General features: G+C 71.2%; 15 protein-coding genes. 8 read left to right on the top strand and 7 right to left on the bottom strand.

Annotation, left to right across the window (positions count from 1 at the left end; translation table 11 throughout):
* Nucleotides 1-9 precede the first annotated feature (9 nt).
* The 3 genes from AB0F91_RS21935 to AB0F91_RS21925 are packed head-to-tail and all read right to left on the bottom strand — an operon-like array spanning nt 10 to nt 3,532.
* Entirely contained in the window at nt 10-1,011 is a 1,002-nt protein-coding gene (locus tag AB0F91_RS21935; RefSeq protein WP_360599872.1) for a Gfo/Idh/MocA family oxidoreductase, read from the bottom strand.
* Nucleotides 1,012-1,039: 28 nt separating this feature from the next.
* Nucleotides 1,040-2,524 (bottom strand): CoA-acylating methylmalonate-semialdehyde dehydrogenase, encoded by a 1,485-nt coding sequence (locus tag AB0F91_RS21930; protein WP_360599870.1) that lies wholly within the window; start codon nt 2,522-2,524, stop codon nt 1,040-1,042.
* A 9-nt stretch (nt 2,525-2,533) separates the two neighbouring features.
* Nucleotides 2,534-3,532: a LacI family DNA-binding transcriptional regulator gene (locus AB0F91_RS21925; RefSeq protein WP_360600202.1), complete on the bottom strand. Its 999-nt coding sequence runs from the start codon at nt 3,530-3,532 to the stop codon at nt 2,534-2,536.
* Between the two features lie 150 nt (nt 3,533-3,682).
* Between AB0F91_RS21925 and AB0F91_RS21920 the strand changes: the two genes are divergently transcribed.
* From AB0F91_RS21920 to iolD, 8 genes are all read left to right on the top strand, one after another.
* The gene (locus AB0F91_RS21920; RefSeq protein ID WP_360599868.1) at nt 3,683-4,567 is read left to right on the top strand and encodes a sugar phosphate isomerase/epimerase; all 885 of its coding nucleotides are present in this window, start codon (nt 3,683-3,685) and stop codon (nt 4,565-4,567) included.
* 37 nt (nt 4,568-4,604) lie between these two features.
* Nucleotides 4,605-5,621 (top strand): substrate-binding domain-containing protein, encoded by a 1,017-nt coding sequence (locus AB0F91_RS21915; protein ID WP_360599866.1) that lies wholly within the window; start codon nt 4,605-4,607, stop codon nt 5,619-5,621.
* A complete protein-coding gene (locus AB0F91_RS21910) occupies nt 5,618-6,652 on the top strand; it encodes an ABC transporter permease (protein ID WP_360599864.1) in 1,035 nt (344 codons plus the stop codon). The genes AB0F91_RS21915 and AB0F91_RS21910 overlap by 4 nt, the downstream gene beginning before the upstream one ends.
* Nucleotides 6,649-7,431 carry an ATP-binding cassette domain-containing protein gene (locus AB0F91_RS21905; protein ID WP_360599862.1) on the top strand — a complete coding sequence of 261 codons (783 nt, stop codon included), beginning with the start codon at nt 6,649-6,651 and terminating at the stop codon, nt 7,429-7,431. The genes AB0F91_RS21910 and AB0F91_RS21905 overlap by 4 nt, the downstream gene beginning before the upstream one ends.
* Nucleotides 7,428-8,357 carry a 5-dehydro-2-deoxygluconokinase gene (iolC, locus tag AB0F91_RS21900; RefSeq protein ID WP_360599859.1) on the top strand — a complete coding sequence of 310 codons (930 nt, stop codon included), beginning with the start codon at nt 7,428-7,430 and terminating at the stop codon, nt 8,355-8,357. Before AB0F91_RS21905 ends, iolC begins: the two co-directional genes overlap by 4 nt.
* Entirely contained in the window at nt 8,354-9,250 is an 897-nt protein-coding gene (locus AB0F91_RS21895) for an aldolase (RefSeq protein WP_360599857.1), read from the top strand. Before iolC ends, AB0F91_RS21895 begins: the two co-directional genes overlap by 4 nt.
* Nucleotides 9,247-10,137, top strand: coding sequence for a 5-deoxy-glucuronate isomerase (iolB, locus tag AB0F91_RS21890; protein WP_360599855.1), 891 nt, complete (start codon nt 9,247-9,249; stop codon nt 10,135-10,137). The genes AB0F91_RS21895 and iolB overlap by 4 nt, the downstream gene beginning before the upstream one ends.
* Before the next feature lie 65 nt (nt 10,138-10,202).
* Nucleotides 10,203-12,041 (top strand): 3D-(3,5/4)-trihydroxycyclohexane-1,2-dione acylhydrolase (decyclizing), encoded by a 1,839-nt coding sequence (gene iolD, locus AB0F91_RS21885; RefSeq protein ID WP_360600199.1) that lies wholly within the window; start codon nt 10,203-10,205, stop codon nt 12,039-12,041.
* Here iolD and AB0F91_RS21880 read toward each other — a convergent pair.
* The 4 genes from AB0F91_RS21880 to AB0F91_RS21865 all read right to left on the bottom strand — a co-directional run bounded on the left by AB0F91_RS21880 (nt 12,038) and on the right by AB0F91_RS21865 (nt 16,735).
* A complete protein-coding gene (locus tag AB0F91_RS21880; protein ID WP_360599853.1) occupies nt 12,038-14,014 on the bottom strand; it encodes an MFS transporter in 1,977 nt (658 codons plus the stop codon). The genes iolD and AB0F91_RS21880 overlap by 4 nt on opposite strands.
* Nucleotides 14,011-14,445 (bottom strand): MarR family transcriptional regulator, encoded by a 435-nt coding sequence (locus AB0F91_RS21875; RefSeq protein WP_360599851.1) that lies wholly within the window; start codon nt 14,443-14,445, stop codon nt 14,011-14,013. The genes AB0F91_RS21880 and AB0F91_RS21875 overlap by 4 nt, the downstream gene beginning before the upstream one ends.
* Nucleotides 14,446-14,803: 358 nt before the next feature.
* Nucleotides 14,804-15,616 (bottom strand): alpha/beta fold hydrolase, encoded by an 813-nt coding sequence (locus AB0F91_RS21870; RefSeq protein ID WP_360599849.1) that lies wholly within the window; start codon nt 15,614-15,616, stop codon nt 14,804-14,806.
* 60 nt (nt 15,617-15,676) lie between these two features.
* Entirely contained in the window at nt 15,677-16,735 is a 1,059-nt protein-coding gene (locus tag AB0F91_RS21865; RefSeq protein ID WP_360599847.1) for an NAD(P)-binding domain-containing protein, read from the bottom strand.
* Nucleotides 16,736-16,776 lie beyond the last annotated feature (41 nt).

The following is a 16,776-nucleotide window of genomic DNA, read 5'->3' as shown; positions in this document are numbered from 1 at the left end:
ACGTCGGAGCTACCGGCGAACCTCACTCACCTGCACCGGCCGCCGTTCGCGCCGCGAGAGTTCGCAGGCCTCGGCGATGTAGAAGGCCTCCAGCGCGTCCTCGGCACCCGCGGGGCTGGGCGCCCGGCCGGCCGCGACGTCCAGGAAAGCCTGCAACTCAGCCACGTAAGCCGGCCGGAACCGCTCCATGAAGCCGGGGTACGCGGGGCCCGGCAAGGGAGCCACACCGGGCTCCACGGAGTTCAGCGGCGAGCGGTCATCCAGACCCACCACCACACCGGACCGAGACCCGAGGGCCTCGAAGCGCACGTCGTAGCCTGCGCCGTTGTAGCGGGTGAGCGAGACTGTCGCGAGGGTGCCGTCGTCCAGGGTCAGCACCACCGCGGCGGTGTCCACGTCGCCGGCGTCGACGAAGAATTGGGCGCCGCGGTTCGCGCCTGCCGCATAGGCCGACACCACCTCGCGGCCGGTGACCCAGCGGACGATGTCGAAGTCGTGCACGCCGCAATCGCGGAAGAGGCCGCCGGAGTGGGGGACGTAGTCGGCGGGGGGCGGTTCCGGGTCCAGGGTGGTCGCGCGGACGGTGTGGAGCCAGCCCAGCTCACCCGAAGCGACGGCGACGCGGGCGGCCCGGTAGCCGGCGTCGAAGCGGCGCTGGAAACCGATCTGGACGGGTACGGAGGAGCCCGCGATGTGGTCGATGACCGCCAAGGTCCCGGTGATGTCGGCGGCCACCGGCTTTTCGCAGAAGACCGGGATGCCCGCGTCGACGGCCTTCACGATCAGGCCCGGGTGAGCGTCGGTGGCCGCGGCGACCACCAGGGCATCCAGGCCCGCCTCGAACAGCTCCTCGATCCCGGAAGCGGCCTCGACGCCGAGTTTCGCGGCCGCGGCCCGGGCGCGCGCCGCGTCGACGTCGGCGACGACCACCGAGGAGACCTCATCGAAGCCCTTGAGCGTTTCGGCGTGGGCGGTGCCGATCCGGCCGGTGCCCGCCAGTCCCAACCTCATCGTGGAAGCCTCCTGCTCGTCGGAAGGATCAGTGCGTGGGAAAACCGAGGTCGACGCCGTGCGGCTGCCGCGGCCAGCGCGACGTCACGGCCTTCGTACGGGTGTAGAAGCGCACACCCTCGGCGCCGTGCACGTGCGTGTCGCCGAAGAGGGAGTCCTTCCAGCCGCCGAAGGAGTAGTAGGCCATCGGTACGGGGATGGGCACGTTGATGCCGACCATCCCGACGGTGACGCGCCGCTCGAACTCGCGCGCGGCCAGGCCGTCGGTGGTGAAGATGGCGGTGCCGTTGCCGTACGGGTTGGCGTTGACCAGTTCCAGCGCCGCCTCGAACGTGTCAGCGCGCACCACCGACAGCACCGGGCCGAAGATCTCGTCGGTGTACACGGTCATGTCCGGCGTCACGTGGTCGAGCAGCGTCGGGCCGACCCAGAAGCCATCTTCACGAGCCGCGAGACCACGGCCGTCGACGACCACCGAAGCGCCCGCGCGTTCACCGGCGTCCACATAGGACACGATCCGGTCCCGCGCGGCAGCGGTCACGACCGGCCCCATCTGCGAGGAAGCGTCCACGCCAGGCCCGGTCGTCAAGGAACGCGTGCGGGAAGCAATGGCCGAAACCAGCTCATCGGCCGTGTCACCGACCGCGACGACCACCGAGATCGCCATGCACCGCTCCCCGGCACTGCCGTACCCGGCGGACACGGCGGCGTCGGCCGCACCCGCCACGTCGGCGTCCGGCAACACGACCATGTGGTTCTTCGCCCCGCCGAGCGCCTGCACGCGCTTGCCCGCCGCCGTCGCCGTCTCGTACACGTGCCGCGCGATCGGCGTCGAGCCCACGAACGACACCCCGGCGACGTCCGGATGCGTCAGCAGCGAGTTCACCGCCGCGGCGTCACCCTGCACCACGTTGAGCACGCCCGGCGGCAACCCCGCCTCGGAGAACAGCTCCGCCAGCCGCACCGACGCCGACGGATCCCGGTCGGAGGGCTTGAGGACGAACGTGTTCCCGCAGGCGATCGCCACGGGGAACATCCACATCGGCACCATCACCGGGAAGTTGAACGGCGTGATCCCGGCGACCACGCCCAGCGGCTGCCGCAGCGAGTACGCGTCGATCCCCCGCGAGACCTGCTCGGAGTGCTCACCCTTGAGGACCTGCGCGATGCCGCACGCGAACTCCACCACCTCGAGCCCGCGCTGCACCTCGCCCGCGGCGTCGGAGAGCACCTTGCCGTGCTCGGCGGTGATCAGCGCGGCCAGCTCGTCGCGGCGGGAGTCCACCAGCTGGCGGAACGCGAACATGATCTTCGTCCGCTGCGCCAGCGAGCTGTCGGACCAGTCGCGCGAGGCCTTGACCGCCGATGCGACCGCGGCGTCCACATCGGCCGGCCCGGCGAGCACGACCTGGCGCGCCACCTCGCCAGTGGCCGGCTGGAAGACGTCGCCACGACGGGTCGAGACGCCGACGGTGCGTGCGCCGTCGATCCAGTGCTGGACGAGTTCGGTCACGAGAAGCTCCTAGCGACGGGCGGTGGTCGAGCGAACCACCAGGGAAGGGTGCAGCAGGTGCCGGGCCGGAGTCGTGCGCTCACCGCGCACGCGCTCCAACAAAGCTTCGAAGGCCAGGCGGCCCATCTCGGTGCGCGGCTGGTCCACGGTGGTCAGTGAGACGTGCCGCAGTGAAGCCAGTGACGTGTTGTCATAGCCGACCACCGACACGTCGCCGGGGACGCGCAACCCATTGTCCTCCAAGGCGGAGATCGCGCCCACGGCGTTGAAGTCGTTGCCCGCCACCAATCCGGTGGGCAGGTCGGCCCGGTCGTACGTGCTCAGCAGCTCCAGCACGGCCTTCTCGCCCGCGGTGTCCGTGTGCTCACTGCGCACCACGATCGGTTCGAGCCCCTGCGCCGTCATCGCCCGCCGGAACCCCCGGCGACGTGCCGCGGCACCGGCCGCTCCCCCGCCGTCGAGGTGCGCGATCCGGCGGTGCCCCAAGCCCACGAGGTGCTCGACGGCCAGCGCCGACCCCGCCTCACCGTCGTCGTTCACCGTGTCCACCCCGGCCGCGCGCGAAGTCCGCGACACGAGCACGACGGGACACTGGCGGGCCGCGGCTTCGATCGCCGACGCGGGCACGACCGGCGAAAGCAGGATCACCCCCGCCGGCCGGAAGGACAGCAGGCTGCGCAACGCCGTGCTCTCCCGCGAGGGCACACGCCCACCGGTGTTGAGGATGAGATCGAACCCGGCCGCCTGCGCCGCCGCGTCGAGACCCTCGACCACGTCGGCGAAAAACGCGTTGCGCAGGTCGTTCACCATCACGCCGAGGACCGTCGACGTGCGGCTGGCGAGCGAGCGCGCCATCACGTGCGGCGAGTAGCCCAGCTCCTCCGCGGCCTTCAGCACCGCTTCCCGGCGCAACGCCGAAACGTTCGGCGCGTTGCGCATCACGAGGGAGACGAGCGCACGGGAAACCCCCGCCCGCGCGGCGACGTCCTCCATGGTGGGCTTCACGATTCGCTTGCCTCTCCGCCGGAAACCGGCCGGAAACCGGCCCTTGACTCGGGTGTGGCCGACGCTACAAGCTTAGAGCGCTCTAATCAATAGAGCGCTCCAACGCGCACCGAACGGGCCAACGCCAAGGGTCACCGCACGGAGAGGGTTCCCATGACCGCCACCATCCGCATCGCCGCCGCACCGATCTCCTGGGGGGTGTGCGAAGTGCCGGGCTGGGGCCGGGTCCTCGACGCGCCGACCGTGCTCGGGGAGATGGCGGAGCTGGGCATCACCGCCACCGAACTCGGCCCGCCCGGATACCTGCCACGCGACCCTGGCGAGCTGAAGAAGCTCCTCGGCGGCCACGGCCTCGACCTCATCGGCGGTTTCCTCGCCGTGGTGCTGCACGAGAACCCGGAGGCCGCGCTCGCCGAAGCCGAAGACTCGGCGGCGCTCTTCGCCGCGTGCGGGGCCGAGGTGCTGGTGCTCGCCGCCGCGACCGGCCTCGACGGCTACGACGAACGGCCCGCTCTCACCGACGCCGAGTGGGCCACCCTGATCAGCACCGCCGGCCGCATCCGCGACGTCGCGGCGGGCCACGGCCTCAAGGCCGTGCTGCACCCCCACGTCGGCACCCACGCCGAGACGCAGGCCGAAGTCGAACGGTTCCTCGCCGACTCCGACCTGCCGCTGTGCCTCGACACCGGCCACCTGCTGATCGGCGGCACCGATCCCGTCGAGCTGGCCCGGCGGTACCCGGACCGGATCGGGCACCTGCACCTCAAGGACGTGCGCGGTGAGCTGGCCGAAGCCGTCCGCAAGGGCACCGTCGGGTACACCGAAGCGGTGGGCAATGGTCTGTACGTCCCGCTGGGTGAGGGTGACGTGGACATCGAAGCCATGGTTCGCTTCGTGCACGAAGCGGGCTACGACGGCTGGTACGTGCTGGAGCAGGACACGGCGCTCGACGAGCGCAGCCCCGTGGACCTGCCGAAGCGGGACGTGGCGACGAGCCTGGCCTGCCTCGCGGCGATCGTCGGCCGCCTGGCCGGCTGAGAAGACAACGAGGAAGACGAAGCGAGGAGAGACGACGATGTCCCATCGCTTGAGGCGCGGGGTGCCGAAACCGCGCTCGAGGGCCGCCCGGGTCGTGGCGGGGCTGCTGGCCACGGGCCTGCTGCTGTCGGCGTGCACCGGGCCCGCGGCCGAGCCGAAGGCCACCGCCCCCGCCGCGGCGCCGGTCGAGTCCGGGCCGCTGAAGGTCGCCGTGATCACCCACGGCACCGCGGGCGACGCGTTTTGGAACGTGGTCAAGAACGGCGCCGAGCAGGCGGGCAAGGACCTGGGTGTGCAGGTCGAATACGCGTCCGACGGTGACCCGGGAGCGCAGGCCAAGCTGATCGACAACGCCGTCGCCCAGCAGATCGGGGGCCTGGTGGTCTCGATGGCCAACCCCGAAGCCCTGCAGCCCTCGATCGAGGCGGCAGTGCGCGCCGGGATCCCGGTCATCACCATCAACTCCGGCGAGGACAAGAGCGCGGCTTACGGCGCACTCACCCACGTGGGCCAGAACGAGTCCATCGCGGGCCAGGAAGCCGGCAAGAAGTTCAAGGACCTCGGCAAGAAGAAGCTGCTCTGCGTGATCCACGAGGCCGGCAACGTCGGCCAGGCACAGCGCTGCGACGGCGCGAAGAACGGCTTCGGCGGCGACGTGCAGACGCTGCAGGTGGACATCTCCAACCCCACCGACGCCGAGTCGCGCATCCGCGGCGCCGTGCAGACCGATCCGTCGATCGACGCCGTGCTCACGCTGAACTCGCAGGTCGCCGCCCGCGCCGTGAGCGCGATCAAGTCGGTGGGCTCGAAGGCGCAGGTCGGCACGTTCGACCTGAACTCCGACGTGGTGGCCGCCATCAAGTCGGGCAACGTGCTGTTCGCCGTCGACCAGCAGCAGTACGAGCAGGGCTACCTGCCGGTCGTGTTCCTCAAGCTCTACCGCGACAACGCGAACATCGTCGGCGGTGGCAAGCCGGTGCTCACCGGCCCCGACCTGGTCGACAAAGCCACTGTGGACAAGGTCGGCCAGTACGTGCAAAGGGGCACCCGATGACCACCACCACGCTCGACGAACGGCTCGGGAAACCGAAGCTCATGGACCGGCTGGTGGTCCGGCCGGAGATCGGCGCCCTGCTCGGCGCGGCTGTCGTCTTCCTCTTCTTCTCGCTCGTCACCGAAAAGTTCTTCAGCGCCAGCGGCGCCGCGACCTGGCTCGACGACGCGGCGACGCTCGGCATCATGGCCGTGGCCGTCTCGCTGCTCATGATCGGCGGTGAGTTCGACCTGTCGGCGGGCGTGATGACGGCGTCGACCTCGCTGGTCACCGCGATCCTCGCGACCCAGGCGGGCTGGAACGTGTGGCTCGCCCTGCTGGCCTCGCTGGTCTTCGCGCTCGTCGTGGGCGCGTTCAACGGCTGGCTCGTGATGAAAACGGGCCTGCCGAGCTTCATCGTCACGCTCGGCACGTTCCTCGCGTTGCAGGGACTGAACCTCGGCGTGACGCGGCTGGTCACGGGAACCGTGCAGGTTTCGGGCATGCGCTCGACCGACGGCTACGCGTCGGCCGGGTTCGTGTTCGCCTCCACCGTGAACATCGGGGGCACGCCGTTCCAGATCTCCATCGTGTGGTGGATCGGCGTGACGGCGGTGGCCGCGTGGCTGCTGTCGCGTACCCGCTTCGGCAACTGGATCTTCGCCGTCGGCGGCTCGGCGGCCAGCTCGCGTGCGGTCGGCGTGCCGGTGGTGCGCACGAAGATCCTGCTGTTCATGGGCACGGCGCTCGCGGCGTGGCTCGTCGGCTCGATCAACATCCTGCGGTTCGCGAGCGTGCAGGCCAACCAGGGCATCGGGCTGGAGTTCCAGTACATCATCGCCGCGGTGATCGGCGGCTGTCTGCTCACCGGTGGCTACGGCTCGGCCGTGGGCGCCGCGATCGGCGCCCTCATCTTCGGCATGGCGCGCCAGGGCATCGTGTTCGCCGGGTGGGACAGCGACTGGTTCATGCTGTTCCTCGGGATCATGCTGCTGGCCGCGGTCCTGGTCAACAACGCCTTCCGGCGGCGCGCGGAAAGGGTCCGGCGATGAACGCTCCCCTGATCGAGGTCAAGGACGTCGGCAAGAGGTACGGCAGCGTCGTGGCGCTGCGCGATGTGTCCACAGTGGTCAACGCGGGCGAGGTCACCTGCGTGCTCGGCGACAACGGCGCCGGGAAATCCACGTTGATCAAGATCCTCGCCGGTGTGCACCAGCACGACCGTGGCGAGTTCCTGGTCGAGGGCGGGCCCGTGCGGTTCACCTCGCCCCGCGAGGCGCTGGACCGCGGCATCGCCACGGTGTACCAGGACCTCGCGGTGGTGCCGCTGATGAGCGTGTGGCGCAACTTCTTCCTCGGCTCCGAGCCGACGACCGGGTTCGGCCCGTTCCGGATGCTCGACCGGAAGAAGTGCCGCGAGACCACGAAACAGGCGCTCGCGGACATGGGCATCGACCTGCGGGACGTGGAGCAGCCCGTCGGCACGCTCTCCGGCGGTGAACGCCAGTGCGTGGCCATCGCGCGGGCCGTGCACTTCGGCGCGAAGGTGCTGATCCTCGACGAGCCCACAGCGGCCCTGGGCGTGAAGCAGGCCGGGGTCGTGCTCAAGTACGTGGCGCAGGCCCGCGACCGCGGCCTCGGCGTCGTGCTGATCACGCACAACCCGCACCACGCCTACCCGGTGGCCGACCGGTTCCTGCTGCTCAAGCGCGGTGCCGCGCTCGGGTCGTACGAGAAGTCCGAGATCGGCATCTCCGAGCTCACGCGGCAGATGGCGGGCGGTGCCGAGCTGGAGGCCCTGGAACACGAGCTGCGCGCGGTGGAGACGTGAGTCTCGAGGCGCTGACCATCGGCCGGGTCGGGGTGGACCTCTACCCCGAGCAGAGCGGCGTGCCGCTGGCCGAGGTCGCCACGTTCGCCAAGTCGCTCGGCGGCACCGCGACCAACGTCGCGGTCGCCGCCGCGCGGCTCGGCCGCCGCACCGCCGTGCTCACGAAGGTGGGGCCCGACGGGTTCGGCGGCTACGTGCGCCAGGCGCTCACGGGCTTCGGCGTCTCGCCGGAGTTCGTGGGCACCTCGCCGGCCCTGCAGACACCGGTGGTGTTCTGCGAGCTGAACCCGCCGGCCGACCCCCCGCTGCTGTTCTACCGCTCCCCCATCGCGCCCGACCTCACGCTGACCGACGCCGACGTGCCGTGGGACGTCGTGCGCGAGGTGCCGCTGCTGTGGGTCACGGGCACGGGCGTCTCCACCGAGCCCGCGCGCACGACGCAGCGCAAGATCCTCGAAGCGCGCGACCGGCGCCGGCACACCGTGGTCGACCTCGACTACCGGCCGATGTTCTGGCCGGACGTGGAGACCGCGCGTGAGGAGATCGGCTGGATGCTCGACCACGTGACGGTGGCCGTCGGCAACCGCGCGGAGGTCGAGGTGGCCGTGGGCACGGCGGACCCGGAAGAGGCCGCGGACCGGATGCTCGCCCGTGGCGTGCGGCTCGCGGTGATCAAGAAGGGCGCGGAAGGCGTGCTCGTCGCGACCCCCGAGGGTCGCGCGACGGTGAAGCCGCAGCGCGTCGAGGTGGTGTGCGGTCTCGGCGCGGGCGACGGCTTCGGCGGCGCCCTCGTGCACGGGTTGCTGTCGGGCTGGGAGCCGGTGCGCCTCGCGGAGTACGCGAACGCGGCCGGCGCGCTGGTCGCGGCGCGGCTCGCGTGCGCCGACGCGATGCCGACCGCCGCGGAGATCGAGGAGCTGCTGTGACGCCGTTGCTGACCGACGAACGCTGGAGCGAGCTGCTGCGCGTGCGGGCCACCGACCCGGGCGGGGTGCGGCGGGCATACGCGTCACGGCGGCGGCGCGAGAACCTGTTGTCGGACAAGGGAACCCTGTTTCTCGTCGCCGCCGACCACCCGGCCCGCGGGGCGCTGGGCGTGGGCGGCGACCCGCTCGCGATGGCCGACCGCCGGTCGCTGCTCGAACGGCTGCTGGTGGCGCTGGCCAACCCGGCCGTCGACGGGCTGCTCGCCACGCCCGACGTCGTCGAGGAACTGCTGCTGCTCGACGCGCTCCACGACAAGGTCGTGATCGGCTCGATGAACCGGGGCGGCCTGGCCGGCGCCGACTGGGAGATCGACGACCGCTTCACCGGCTACCACGCCGCATCGCTCGTCGACTGCCGGCTCGACGGCGGCAAGATGCTGCTGCGGCTCGTCGACGACGATCCTGGCACCGTGCCGACGCTGCAGGCCTGCGCGGACGCCGTCACAGAGCTCGCTTCTTACGGCCTCGTCGCGATGGTCGAGCCGCTGCCGTACGCCCGGGCCGAAGGCCGGCTGGTGCTGCAGAAGGACGCCGCCGCGCTGGCCCGGGCCGTCACGGTGGCCTCGGGCATCGGCGTGACGTCGGCGCACACCTGGCTCAAGCTGCCGTCGACGGACGACACCGCCGTGCTCGGCGCCACGACTCTGCCGGTGGTGATCCTGGGCGGGGTGCCGTCCGGCGACCCCGCCGCCGACCTGGCGTCGTGGGGCCGCACCCTGCGACACGACGTAGTGCGCGGCCTGGTGGTGGGCCGTACCCTGCTCTACCCGCCCGACGGCGACGTCGGGTCCGCCGTGGCAGCTGCCGCGAAGATCCTGGAGGCCGCGAAGTGAGCGCACTGCACCGTCCACACGGGACACTGACCGACGACTCCGACCCGGTTCTTCTGACGCCCGAAGCGGCCGGCTGGTCGCACACCGGCCTGCGGGTGCTCAAGGTCGGTCGCCGGCTGCCCCGGATGATCGAGACCGGCGAGTTCGAGGCGTTCGTGCTGCCGCTGTCCGGCTCGCTCACCGTGCGCGTCGACGACGAGGAGTTCGAACTCGAGGGCCGCGACTCCGTGTTCTCGCGGGTCACGGACTTCGTCTACGTGCCGCGCGACGCCGAGGTCGAGCTGACCTCCCCCACCGGCGCCGAGGTCGCGCTGCCGATGGCCCGCTGCGAGCGCCGGCTCGAACCCAGGTACGGCGCGGCCGAGGAGGTGCCCGTGGAGGTCCGCGGCTCGGGCCAGGCGAGCAGGCAGGTCACCAACTTCGGGGTCCCCGGCGTGTGGGACCACGCGGACAAGCTCAACGCCTGCGAGCTCATCACGCCCGACGGCAACTGGTCTTCGTACCCGCCACACAAGCACGACGAGGCGAGCGAGTGCGAGGTCGTGAACGAGGAGATCTACTACTTCCGCATCGCCGGGCGCGACGGCGTCACGCCCTCGCGCGAGGGCTTCGGCCTGCACCGCACCTACACCGCCGACGGCGAGCTGGACGAGGATGTGGCCGTGCGCGACGGCGACGTGTTCCTGATCCCGCGCGGCTATCACGGCCCGTGCGTCGCAGCCCCGGGTTACCCGATGTACTACCTGAACGTGCTGGCCGGGCCCGCCGAAGAGCGTTCGATGGCGTTCTGCGACGACCCCGCGCACGGCTGGGTCCGCGACACCTGGGCGTCTCAGGAGCTGGATCCGCGGTGTCCCGTCACCGATTACGAAGGACGCGTCTCATGAATCTTTTCGCCGGCCCGGGGGCAGAGCACCCGGCGGGGGCGCAGGGGCCTGGCCCCCGCAAGACACTGAAACTGACGACAGCGCAGGCGCTGGTGCGCTGGCTGCTCGCGCAGCGGTCCGAAACGCTCGACGGGCGCGAGGTGCCGCTGTTCCCCGGGGTCTTCGCGATCTTCGGCCACGGCAACGTCCTCGGCCTCGGCACGGCGCTGGAAGAGCACCGCGACGAAATCCCGGTCTGGCGCGGGCACACCGAGCAGGGCATGGCGCTCGCGGCCGTCGGCTACGCGAAGGCGGCGCAACGTCGGCAGGTCGGCGTGGTTACGTCGTCGATCGGCCCGGGCGCGCTCAACATGGTGACGGCCGCGGGGGTCGCGCACGCCAACCGGCTGCCGGTGCTGCTGCTGCCGGGCGACACGTTCGTCAACCGCGCGCCCGACCCGGTGCTGCAGCAGATCGAGCCGTTCCACGACGGCACGGCGACGGTCAACGACGCCTTCCGCGCCGTGAGCCGCTACTTCGACCGCATCACGCGCCCGGAGCAGCTGCTCGCGACGTTGCCGCAGGTCGCGCGGGTGCTCACCGACCCGGCCGACTGCGGGCCGGTGACGCTGGCGCTGCCGCAGGACGTGCAGGCCGAGACGTTCGACTTCCCGCCAACGCTCTTCGAGCCCGTGACGCACCGGCTGCCGCGCCCGCGCCCCGACCGGCGCGCGGTGACCGAGGCAGCCGGCGTGCTGCGCGCGGCACGGCGTCCGCTGCTGGTCCTGGGTGGCGGCGTGCGCTACTCGGGTGCGGGTCGCCGTGCCCTGGAGTTCGCCGAGCGGCACGGCATCCCCGTCACGGAGACCACGGCCGGGCGAACGCTGGTGCCGCACACGCACCCGCTGTACGCGGGACCGTTGGGCATCACCGGGTCCTCGTCGGCGAACGCCGTCGCCGCATCAGCCGACGTGGTGTTCGCGGTGGGTACTCGCCTGCAGGACTTCACCACCGCGTCGTGGACCGTGTTCTCGCCCGAGATGCGGCTGGTCACGCTCAACGCGGCCGCGTTCGACGCGGTGAAGCACGGCGCGCTGGCTGTCGTGGGCGACGCCTACGCCGGGCTCGACGATCTGGCCGCACAGCTGGAAAGCTGGCACGTCGATCCACGGTGGACCACCCAGGCCGCCGAGGAACGCGTCAAGTGGGACGCGCACGTCGGCTCCTTGCGTTCTGCCACCTCGGAGATCCCCAGCTACGCGCAGGTCGTCGGCGTGGTCAACGACCTGTCCGAGCCCCGCGACTACGTGATGACCGCGTCCGGCGGGCTGCCCGGTGAGCTGATCGGCGGCTGGCGCGGGTCCGGCGAGGTGAGCATCGACGTGGAGTACGGCTTCTCGTGCATGGGTTACGAGCTCTCCGGCGCATGGGGCGCCGCGATCGCCCACGACGGCGGCCTCGTGACGACCCTGCTCGGCGACGGCTCGTACCTGATGCTCAACTCGGACTTGTTCTCCGCCGCGTTCGCGGGCCACCCATTCGTCGCGGTGGTCTGCGACAACGACGGGTACGCCGTGATCGCGCGTCTGCAGCAGGGTCAGGGGGGCAAGCCGTTCAACAACTTCTACGCCGACTGCCGGACCTCCCACGCCGAGCCGCCCCGCGTGGATTTCGCGCGGCACGCGGAAGCCCTGGGCTGCGCGGTGTTCTCGGCTTCGTCGGTCGACGATCTCCGGGACGCCTACGCCGAGGCGCGCGCGGCCGCCGTCGCAGAAAGCCGGCCCGCGGTGGTCGTGGTGCGCACGCTGCCTGCGGCGTGGACGGAAGCCGGCGCGTGGTGGGAGGTCGGCGTGCCCGAGCACCTGGCGGGCCGCCCGGACTTCGACGCCGCGAAGCCCGGGCAGGTCCGCTACCTGAGCCGCTAGGCCCAGAGCTTCGCCAGCGCGTCGACGTCGAGGACGGTGGCGAACTTCGGGAAGATCCGGCCGGTGAGGAACTCGTGGGTGCCGGGCTCGGGGTCGGCGCTGGCGTCGTCGAGCACGAGAATCCGGTAGTCGCGGTCCATCGCCTCGCGCACGGTGCTGAGCACCACGCCGCTGGTGCTGATGCCGGCCAGCACGAGGGTGTCGACGTCGCGCCCGCGCAGCTGGGTGTCGAGGTCGGTGGTGGTGAACGCGCCGACGCGGATCTTGCGCACCGAGACGTCCTGCGGCTGCGGGCTCAGCCGCTCGTCGATCTGGGTGGCCGGGGCGTCGGCGTGCATCACCGCGCGGCTTTCGGGCGTCACCATGCGCGCGAACACGCTGGTGGACGGGATGGCGTCGAACTCGGCGTCGTCGAAGCCGACGCGGACCCAGCCGACGTGCCCGCCGTGGGCGCGGACGTCGGAGATCGCGGTGCCGACGCGGTCGAGGAGCGCCTGGTCGTCGGCGACGCGGCTCACGATGCCGGCTTGGTAGTCCATGACGAGCAGGGCGGTGCGGGCCGGGTCGAGCTGTTCGGTCATTTCCGGGTGCCTTTCAGACGGGGTCGATCGCGCCAGCGTCCGGTCGAGGACGTTGACGAGCAGGAAGACGATGCTCGCGATCACCAGGAACCAGGCCAGGTGATGGAGGCCGTCGGAGTCGGCCTGTGGGCCGTAGAAGCCGCCTTGGGCCGCGGAGGAGACGATGGCGCCGAGGTAGCCAAAGGTGCGCAGCAGACCCGCGGACGCGCCGACGTCGCCCGGGTTCGCCTGCCGGTACACCGCGTTCTGCAGCGCGAGGCTGTTGAGCCCTTGCGGAATGCCGAAGATCAGCACGATCCCGACGATCGTCCACAACGGACTGGTCGGCGCCAGGGTGAGCAGCAGCACGCACGCGACGAGCTGCGCGACCGCGGCGACGAACAGCTTGCCGCGCAAGCCTTGCCGACGTCTGGTGATCGCCGAGACGACGATGCCGGCGGCGAACATCGGCAGAGTGAGCAGGCCCGTGGTGCTCGCCGGCAGACCGCGGCCGTCCTCGAGCCACTGGGTGACGCCGTAGAGGAAGCTGTACGACACGACGTACGCGAGCAGGGCGCGGCCGTACGTGAGCAGCAGCGGGACGTTGCCGCCGAGCACGCGTAGGTCGATGAAGGGCCGAGGATGGCGCAACTCGCGCACCGTGAAGGCCGCCGCGGCGAGGACGGTGATCACGAGCAGGTACCACGAGCCGGCGTCCGGGTTCATGAGGAACAGCAGGAGCGCGACCAGCGTCGCCGCGAACAGGGCCATGCCGGGGTAGTCGAGGTTGAGCTCGCCCGGCGCGCGTTCGTCGCGCGGGAACCGCCGCCACCCGAGCACGAACGCCACGACCGCGATGGGGATGTTGACCGCCAGCGTGGTGCGCCAGCCGCCGAGGCCGATCAGCAGCCCGCCCAGCGGCGGGCCGATCACGGCGATGGTCTGCGTGGCGATCGCCAGGATGGTGAGCACCCCGGCGGGGCTGTCCTTGCCCGTGCGGCGGCCCTCGTCGCGGATCAGCCGCATCGCCGCGGGATAACCGGCGCAGGTGCCGAAGCCGAGGATCACGCGGGCGGCGATCAGCACCGCCAGGTTCGGGGCCAGCGCGCCGAGCACGCCCGCGACCCCGACCAGTGCCGCAGCGGGGAGGAACAGCCGGCGCGGACCGTAGATGTCGATCAGGCGCCCGACCACGGGCTGGCCGACCGCCGTCGCGAGATACAGCGCGGAGATCAGCCACGCCGTCTGCGCGGGCGGCGCGCCGAACGCGACGCCGATCGGCACCAGCGCGACCGAGACGATCGTGGAGTTGATCGGGTTCAGGATCGCGCCGGACACGAGCGGTGCGATGAGCCTGCGGTTGAACCCGTCGCCCGCGCCGGACCGCTCGCGCGCCTTCACGGGTGCGCTCATTCTTCGACCACGCGCTCCAGCAAGGTCAGCGCCTGGGCCAGCACCTGGCGCTCGGCCTCGGTGAAACGCTGCTCGAACGCGTTGGCCAGCCACTCTTCCCGGCTGGCGCGGGCCCCTTGGGCGACGGCGCGGCCCTCGTCGGTCAGGAAGAGCAGCTGGCGTCGCGCGTCCTCGGCGTCGGCCTCACGCCGGATCAGGCCCTGTTCGTGCAGCGCCGCGACCGTTTTGGCCATCGACTGCGGCCGGACCCGCTCCGCGCCCGCCAGCTGGCTGGCCGACGACGGTTCGGAAATCGCCAGCCGAGCCAGCGCCGACGCCTGCGGTGCGCTCAGGCCACGCACGGAAGACGCGTCCTGCAACCGCCGCCGCAGCCGGCCGAAGACGATCCGCAACCGCTGGGCCACGGCATCGGGAGAGCTCTGTTCGTTCACGATAGACAGCCTATACTGATCAGCCTTGGCTGTCTATTTTCGATCTACGCCAACCCCACGGCCACAGCACGCAGGAGCGGGCCGAGTTCGGGCTCGAAGTCGAGGCCCCGGTTCCAGCTCGGATTCGCGGCAGTGCTGAGGTTTCGGAGTTACTCGGTGGTCATGGTGCTCGCGAGGACGGCCGCGACCTGGTCCGGCCCCAGCCCGGCTCGGTCGAGGACTGCTGCGGTGACGGCGTCACGCCATTGCCTCCACCCGCGTACGGCCGGCTCCAGCAGCAGTTCCTCTGTGTTCGCGCAGGAGCGCCGCACCCCGGTCCGCCGCAGGCCCGTTCGGCAATTACGGCGTCCGGGGGAACTCAGCGTGGCCTGATGGCCGAGATCATCCGGAGCACGACCTTGGCCTGCATGGCAGACAGGTGGTCGAGCCCGTCGAGCAGCTCGACGATCCAGCCGTCGCGTTCCAGGGCCGCGCGATTGCGCACGAGCGGACCCGCGATGTCGACCGTGACGCCACCCCAGCGTTCGCCGTATTCGATGCGGTCTTCGGCGCCCGCGAAGCACAGGCGGGGGCACGTCAGGTGCACGGCGTGGTCGTCGAAGCCTTGCAGGGCCTCGTAAAGCGTGACGAACTGGCGGGTCTGCGCCGTGGACATCGTGAAGTCGACGGAGTCCCAGTCGCCCGGTGTCGCGGCGCCGCCTTCGGTACGGGGCATCATGTGCGTCGCCCGGGTGACGGCGAGCATCGCGTCGTACGGGCCGTCGAGCGGCGGGTAGCCACCCATCACCAGCGCGCTGAGGCGGTCGGTGCGCAGGGCGAGCTGCAGGCCGGCGAGGGCGAGCCAGGAGTAGCCGTAGTAGGCGAATCGGTCGGCGTTCACCGCTGCCGCGATCGCCAGCAGGTCGGCTGAGATTTCTTCCGGCGTAAGGGTTTCCGGCCGCGGATGGGCGAGGGTGTGCCCCTCGTAGTCGAAGGCGATCACGCGGAAGCCGGCGAGACCGTCGATGAGCGAGCGGCCCAGCGCGGGGTCGCCGCCCCACTGGCGCACGGACTCGGCCTGCTCGCCTTCCAGCGGGCGCGGGTTCACGGGTAGCAGCAGTGCCGGTCCGTCGCCGTGCACCTCGACGTCGATCGTGGCTCCCCCGGGCAGCGTGACCATGTCGGCCCCCATCTCTTTACGATGTAAGCGATTAGCGGGGACGATACTTTACGTCGTATGGAGTTGTCGAGCTCAGAGGCCGAGGTACCGGCGGATCTCCTGCACGGCAGCGCGTCCGGCGCGGTTGGCGCCGACGGTGCTGGCCGAGGGTCCGTAGCCCACGAGGTGCAGGCGCGGTTCGGCGACCACGCGCGTGCCGTCCATGCGGATGCCGCCGCCCGGCGCGCGCAGGTGCAGGGGGGCGAGGTGGTCGATCGAGGCGCGGAAGCCGGTGGCCCAGAGGATCAGGTCGGCGGGTTCGAAGGTGCCGTCGGCCCAGACGACGCCTTCCGGCACGAGGTGGTCGAACATCGGCTTGCGGTCGAGGTAGCCGGCGGCCTCCGCGGCGCGCACCTCGGGCGTCACGGCGAGGTCGGTGACGCTCACGACGCTCTGCGGTGGCAGCCCCTCTCGCACACGCTGCTCCACCTTCGCCACGGCCTTGCGGCCCCAGTCCTCGGTGAAGTCCTGGTCGTGCCAGATTGGCGGACGGCGCGTGACCCAGGTCGTGGACTTCGCGACGGGCCCGATCTCCATCAGCAGCTGCACGGCCGAAGTGCCGCCGCCGACCACGACCACGCGGCGGCCGCGGAACTCTTCGGCACCGGTGTAGTCGGCGGTGTGCAGCTGGCGTCCGGTGAACGTCTCCTGCCCCGGGTAGTGCGGCCAGAACGGGCGGTCCCAGGTGCCCGTCGCGCTCACCACACCGCGCGCGGCCCACGTCTCGGCGGGGGTCTCGACCAGCAGGCGGTCACCGGTTTTGCGCACGGCCGTGACGTCGACCGGGCGGTGCACCGGGAGGTCGAAGGTCTTTTCGAAGCGGCCGAAGTACTCGGACACGACCTCGCTGGCGGGCTTGGTCGTGTCGGGCGTGCCGAAGGCCATGCCGGGCAGGTCGTGGATGCCGTGGACCTTGCCGACGACGAGCGAGGGCCAGCGGTACTGCCATGCGCCGCCGGGGCGTTTGCCGTGGTCGAGGACCACGAAACCGCTCTCGTTGGCAAGGCCCGCGCGGCGCAGGTGGTACGCCGCCGTCAGCCCCGCCTGTCCCGCCCCGATCACCACGACATCAGTCTCGTGATCCGCACTCATACAACGTTCAACAACTTGGCGGAGCACCTATTTCGAGCGGT

The organism is Amycolatopsis sp. NPDC023774 (assembly GCF_040639695.1).
Classification (GTDB): Bacteria; Actinomycetota; Actinomycetes; order Mycobacteriales; family Pseudonocardiaceae; genus Amycolatopsis.
Note: the sequence above shows the minus strand (reverse complement) of the source record. Positions and strands in the feature narration are given on the sequence as shown.

Excerpts from the sequence above, each read along its gene's own strand:
- AB0F91_RS21935 (WP_360599872.1), bottom strand. The coding sequence starts at position 1,011 with ATGAGGTTGGGACTGGCGGGCACCGGCCGGATCGGCACCGCCCACGCC.
- AB0F91_RS21920 (WP_360599868.1), top strand. The coding sequence starts at position 3,683 with ATGACCGCCACCATCCGCATCGCCGCCGCACCGATCTCCTGGGGGGTG.
- AB0F91_RS21915 (WP_360599866.1), top strand. The coding sequence starts at position 4,605 with ATGTCCCATCGCTTGAGGCGCGGGGTGCCGAAACCGCGCTCGAGGGCC.
- AB0F91_RS21910 (WP_360599864.1), top strand. The coding sequence starts at position 5,618 with ATGACCACCACCACGCTCGACGAACGGCTCGGGAAACCGAAGCTCATG.
- AB0F91_RS21905 (WP_360599862.1), top strand. The coding sequence starts at position 6,649 with ATGAACGCTCCCCTGATCGAGGTCAAGGACGTCGGCAAGAGGTACGGC.
- AB0F91_RS21880 (WP_360599853.1), bottom strand. The coding sequence starts at position 14,014 with ATGAGCGCACCCGTGAAGGCGCGCGAGCGGTCCGGCGCGGGCGACGGG.
- AB0F91_RS21870 (WP_360599849.1), bottom strand. The coding sequence starts at position 15,616 with ATGGGGGCCGACATGGTCACGCTGCCCGGGGGAGCCACGATCGACGTC.
- AB0F91_RS21865 (WP_360599847.1), bottom strand. The coding sequence starts at position 16,735 with ATGAGTGCGGATCACGAGACTGATGTCGTGGTGATCGGGGCGGGACAG.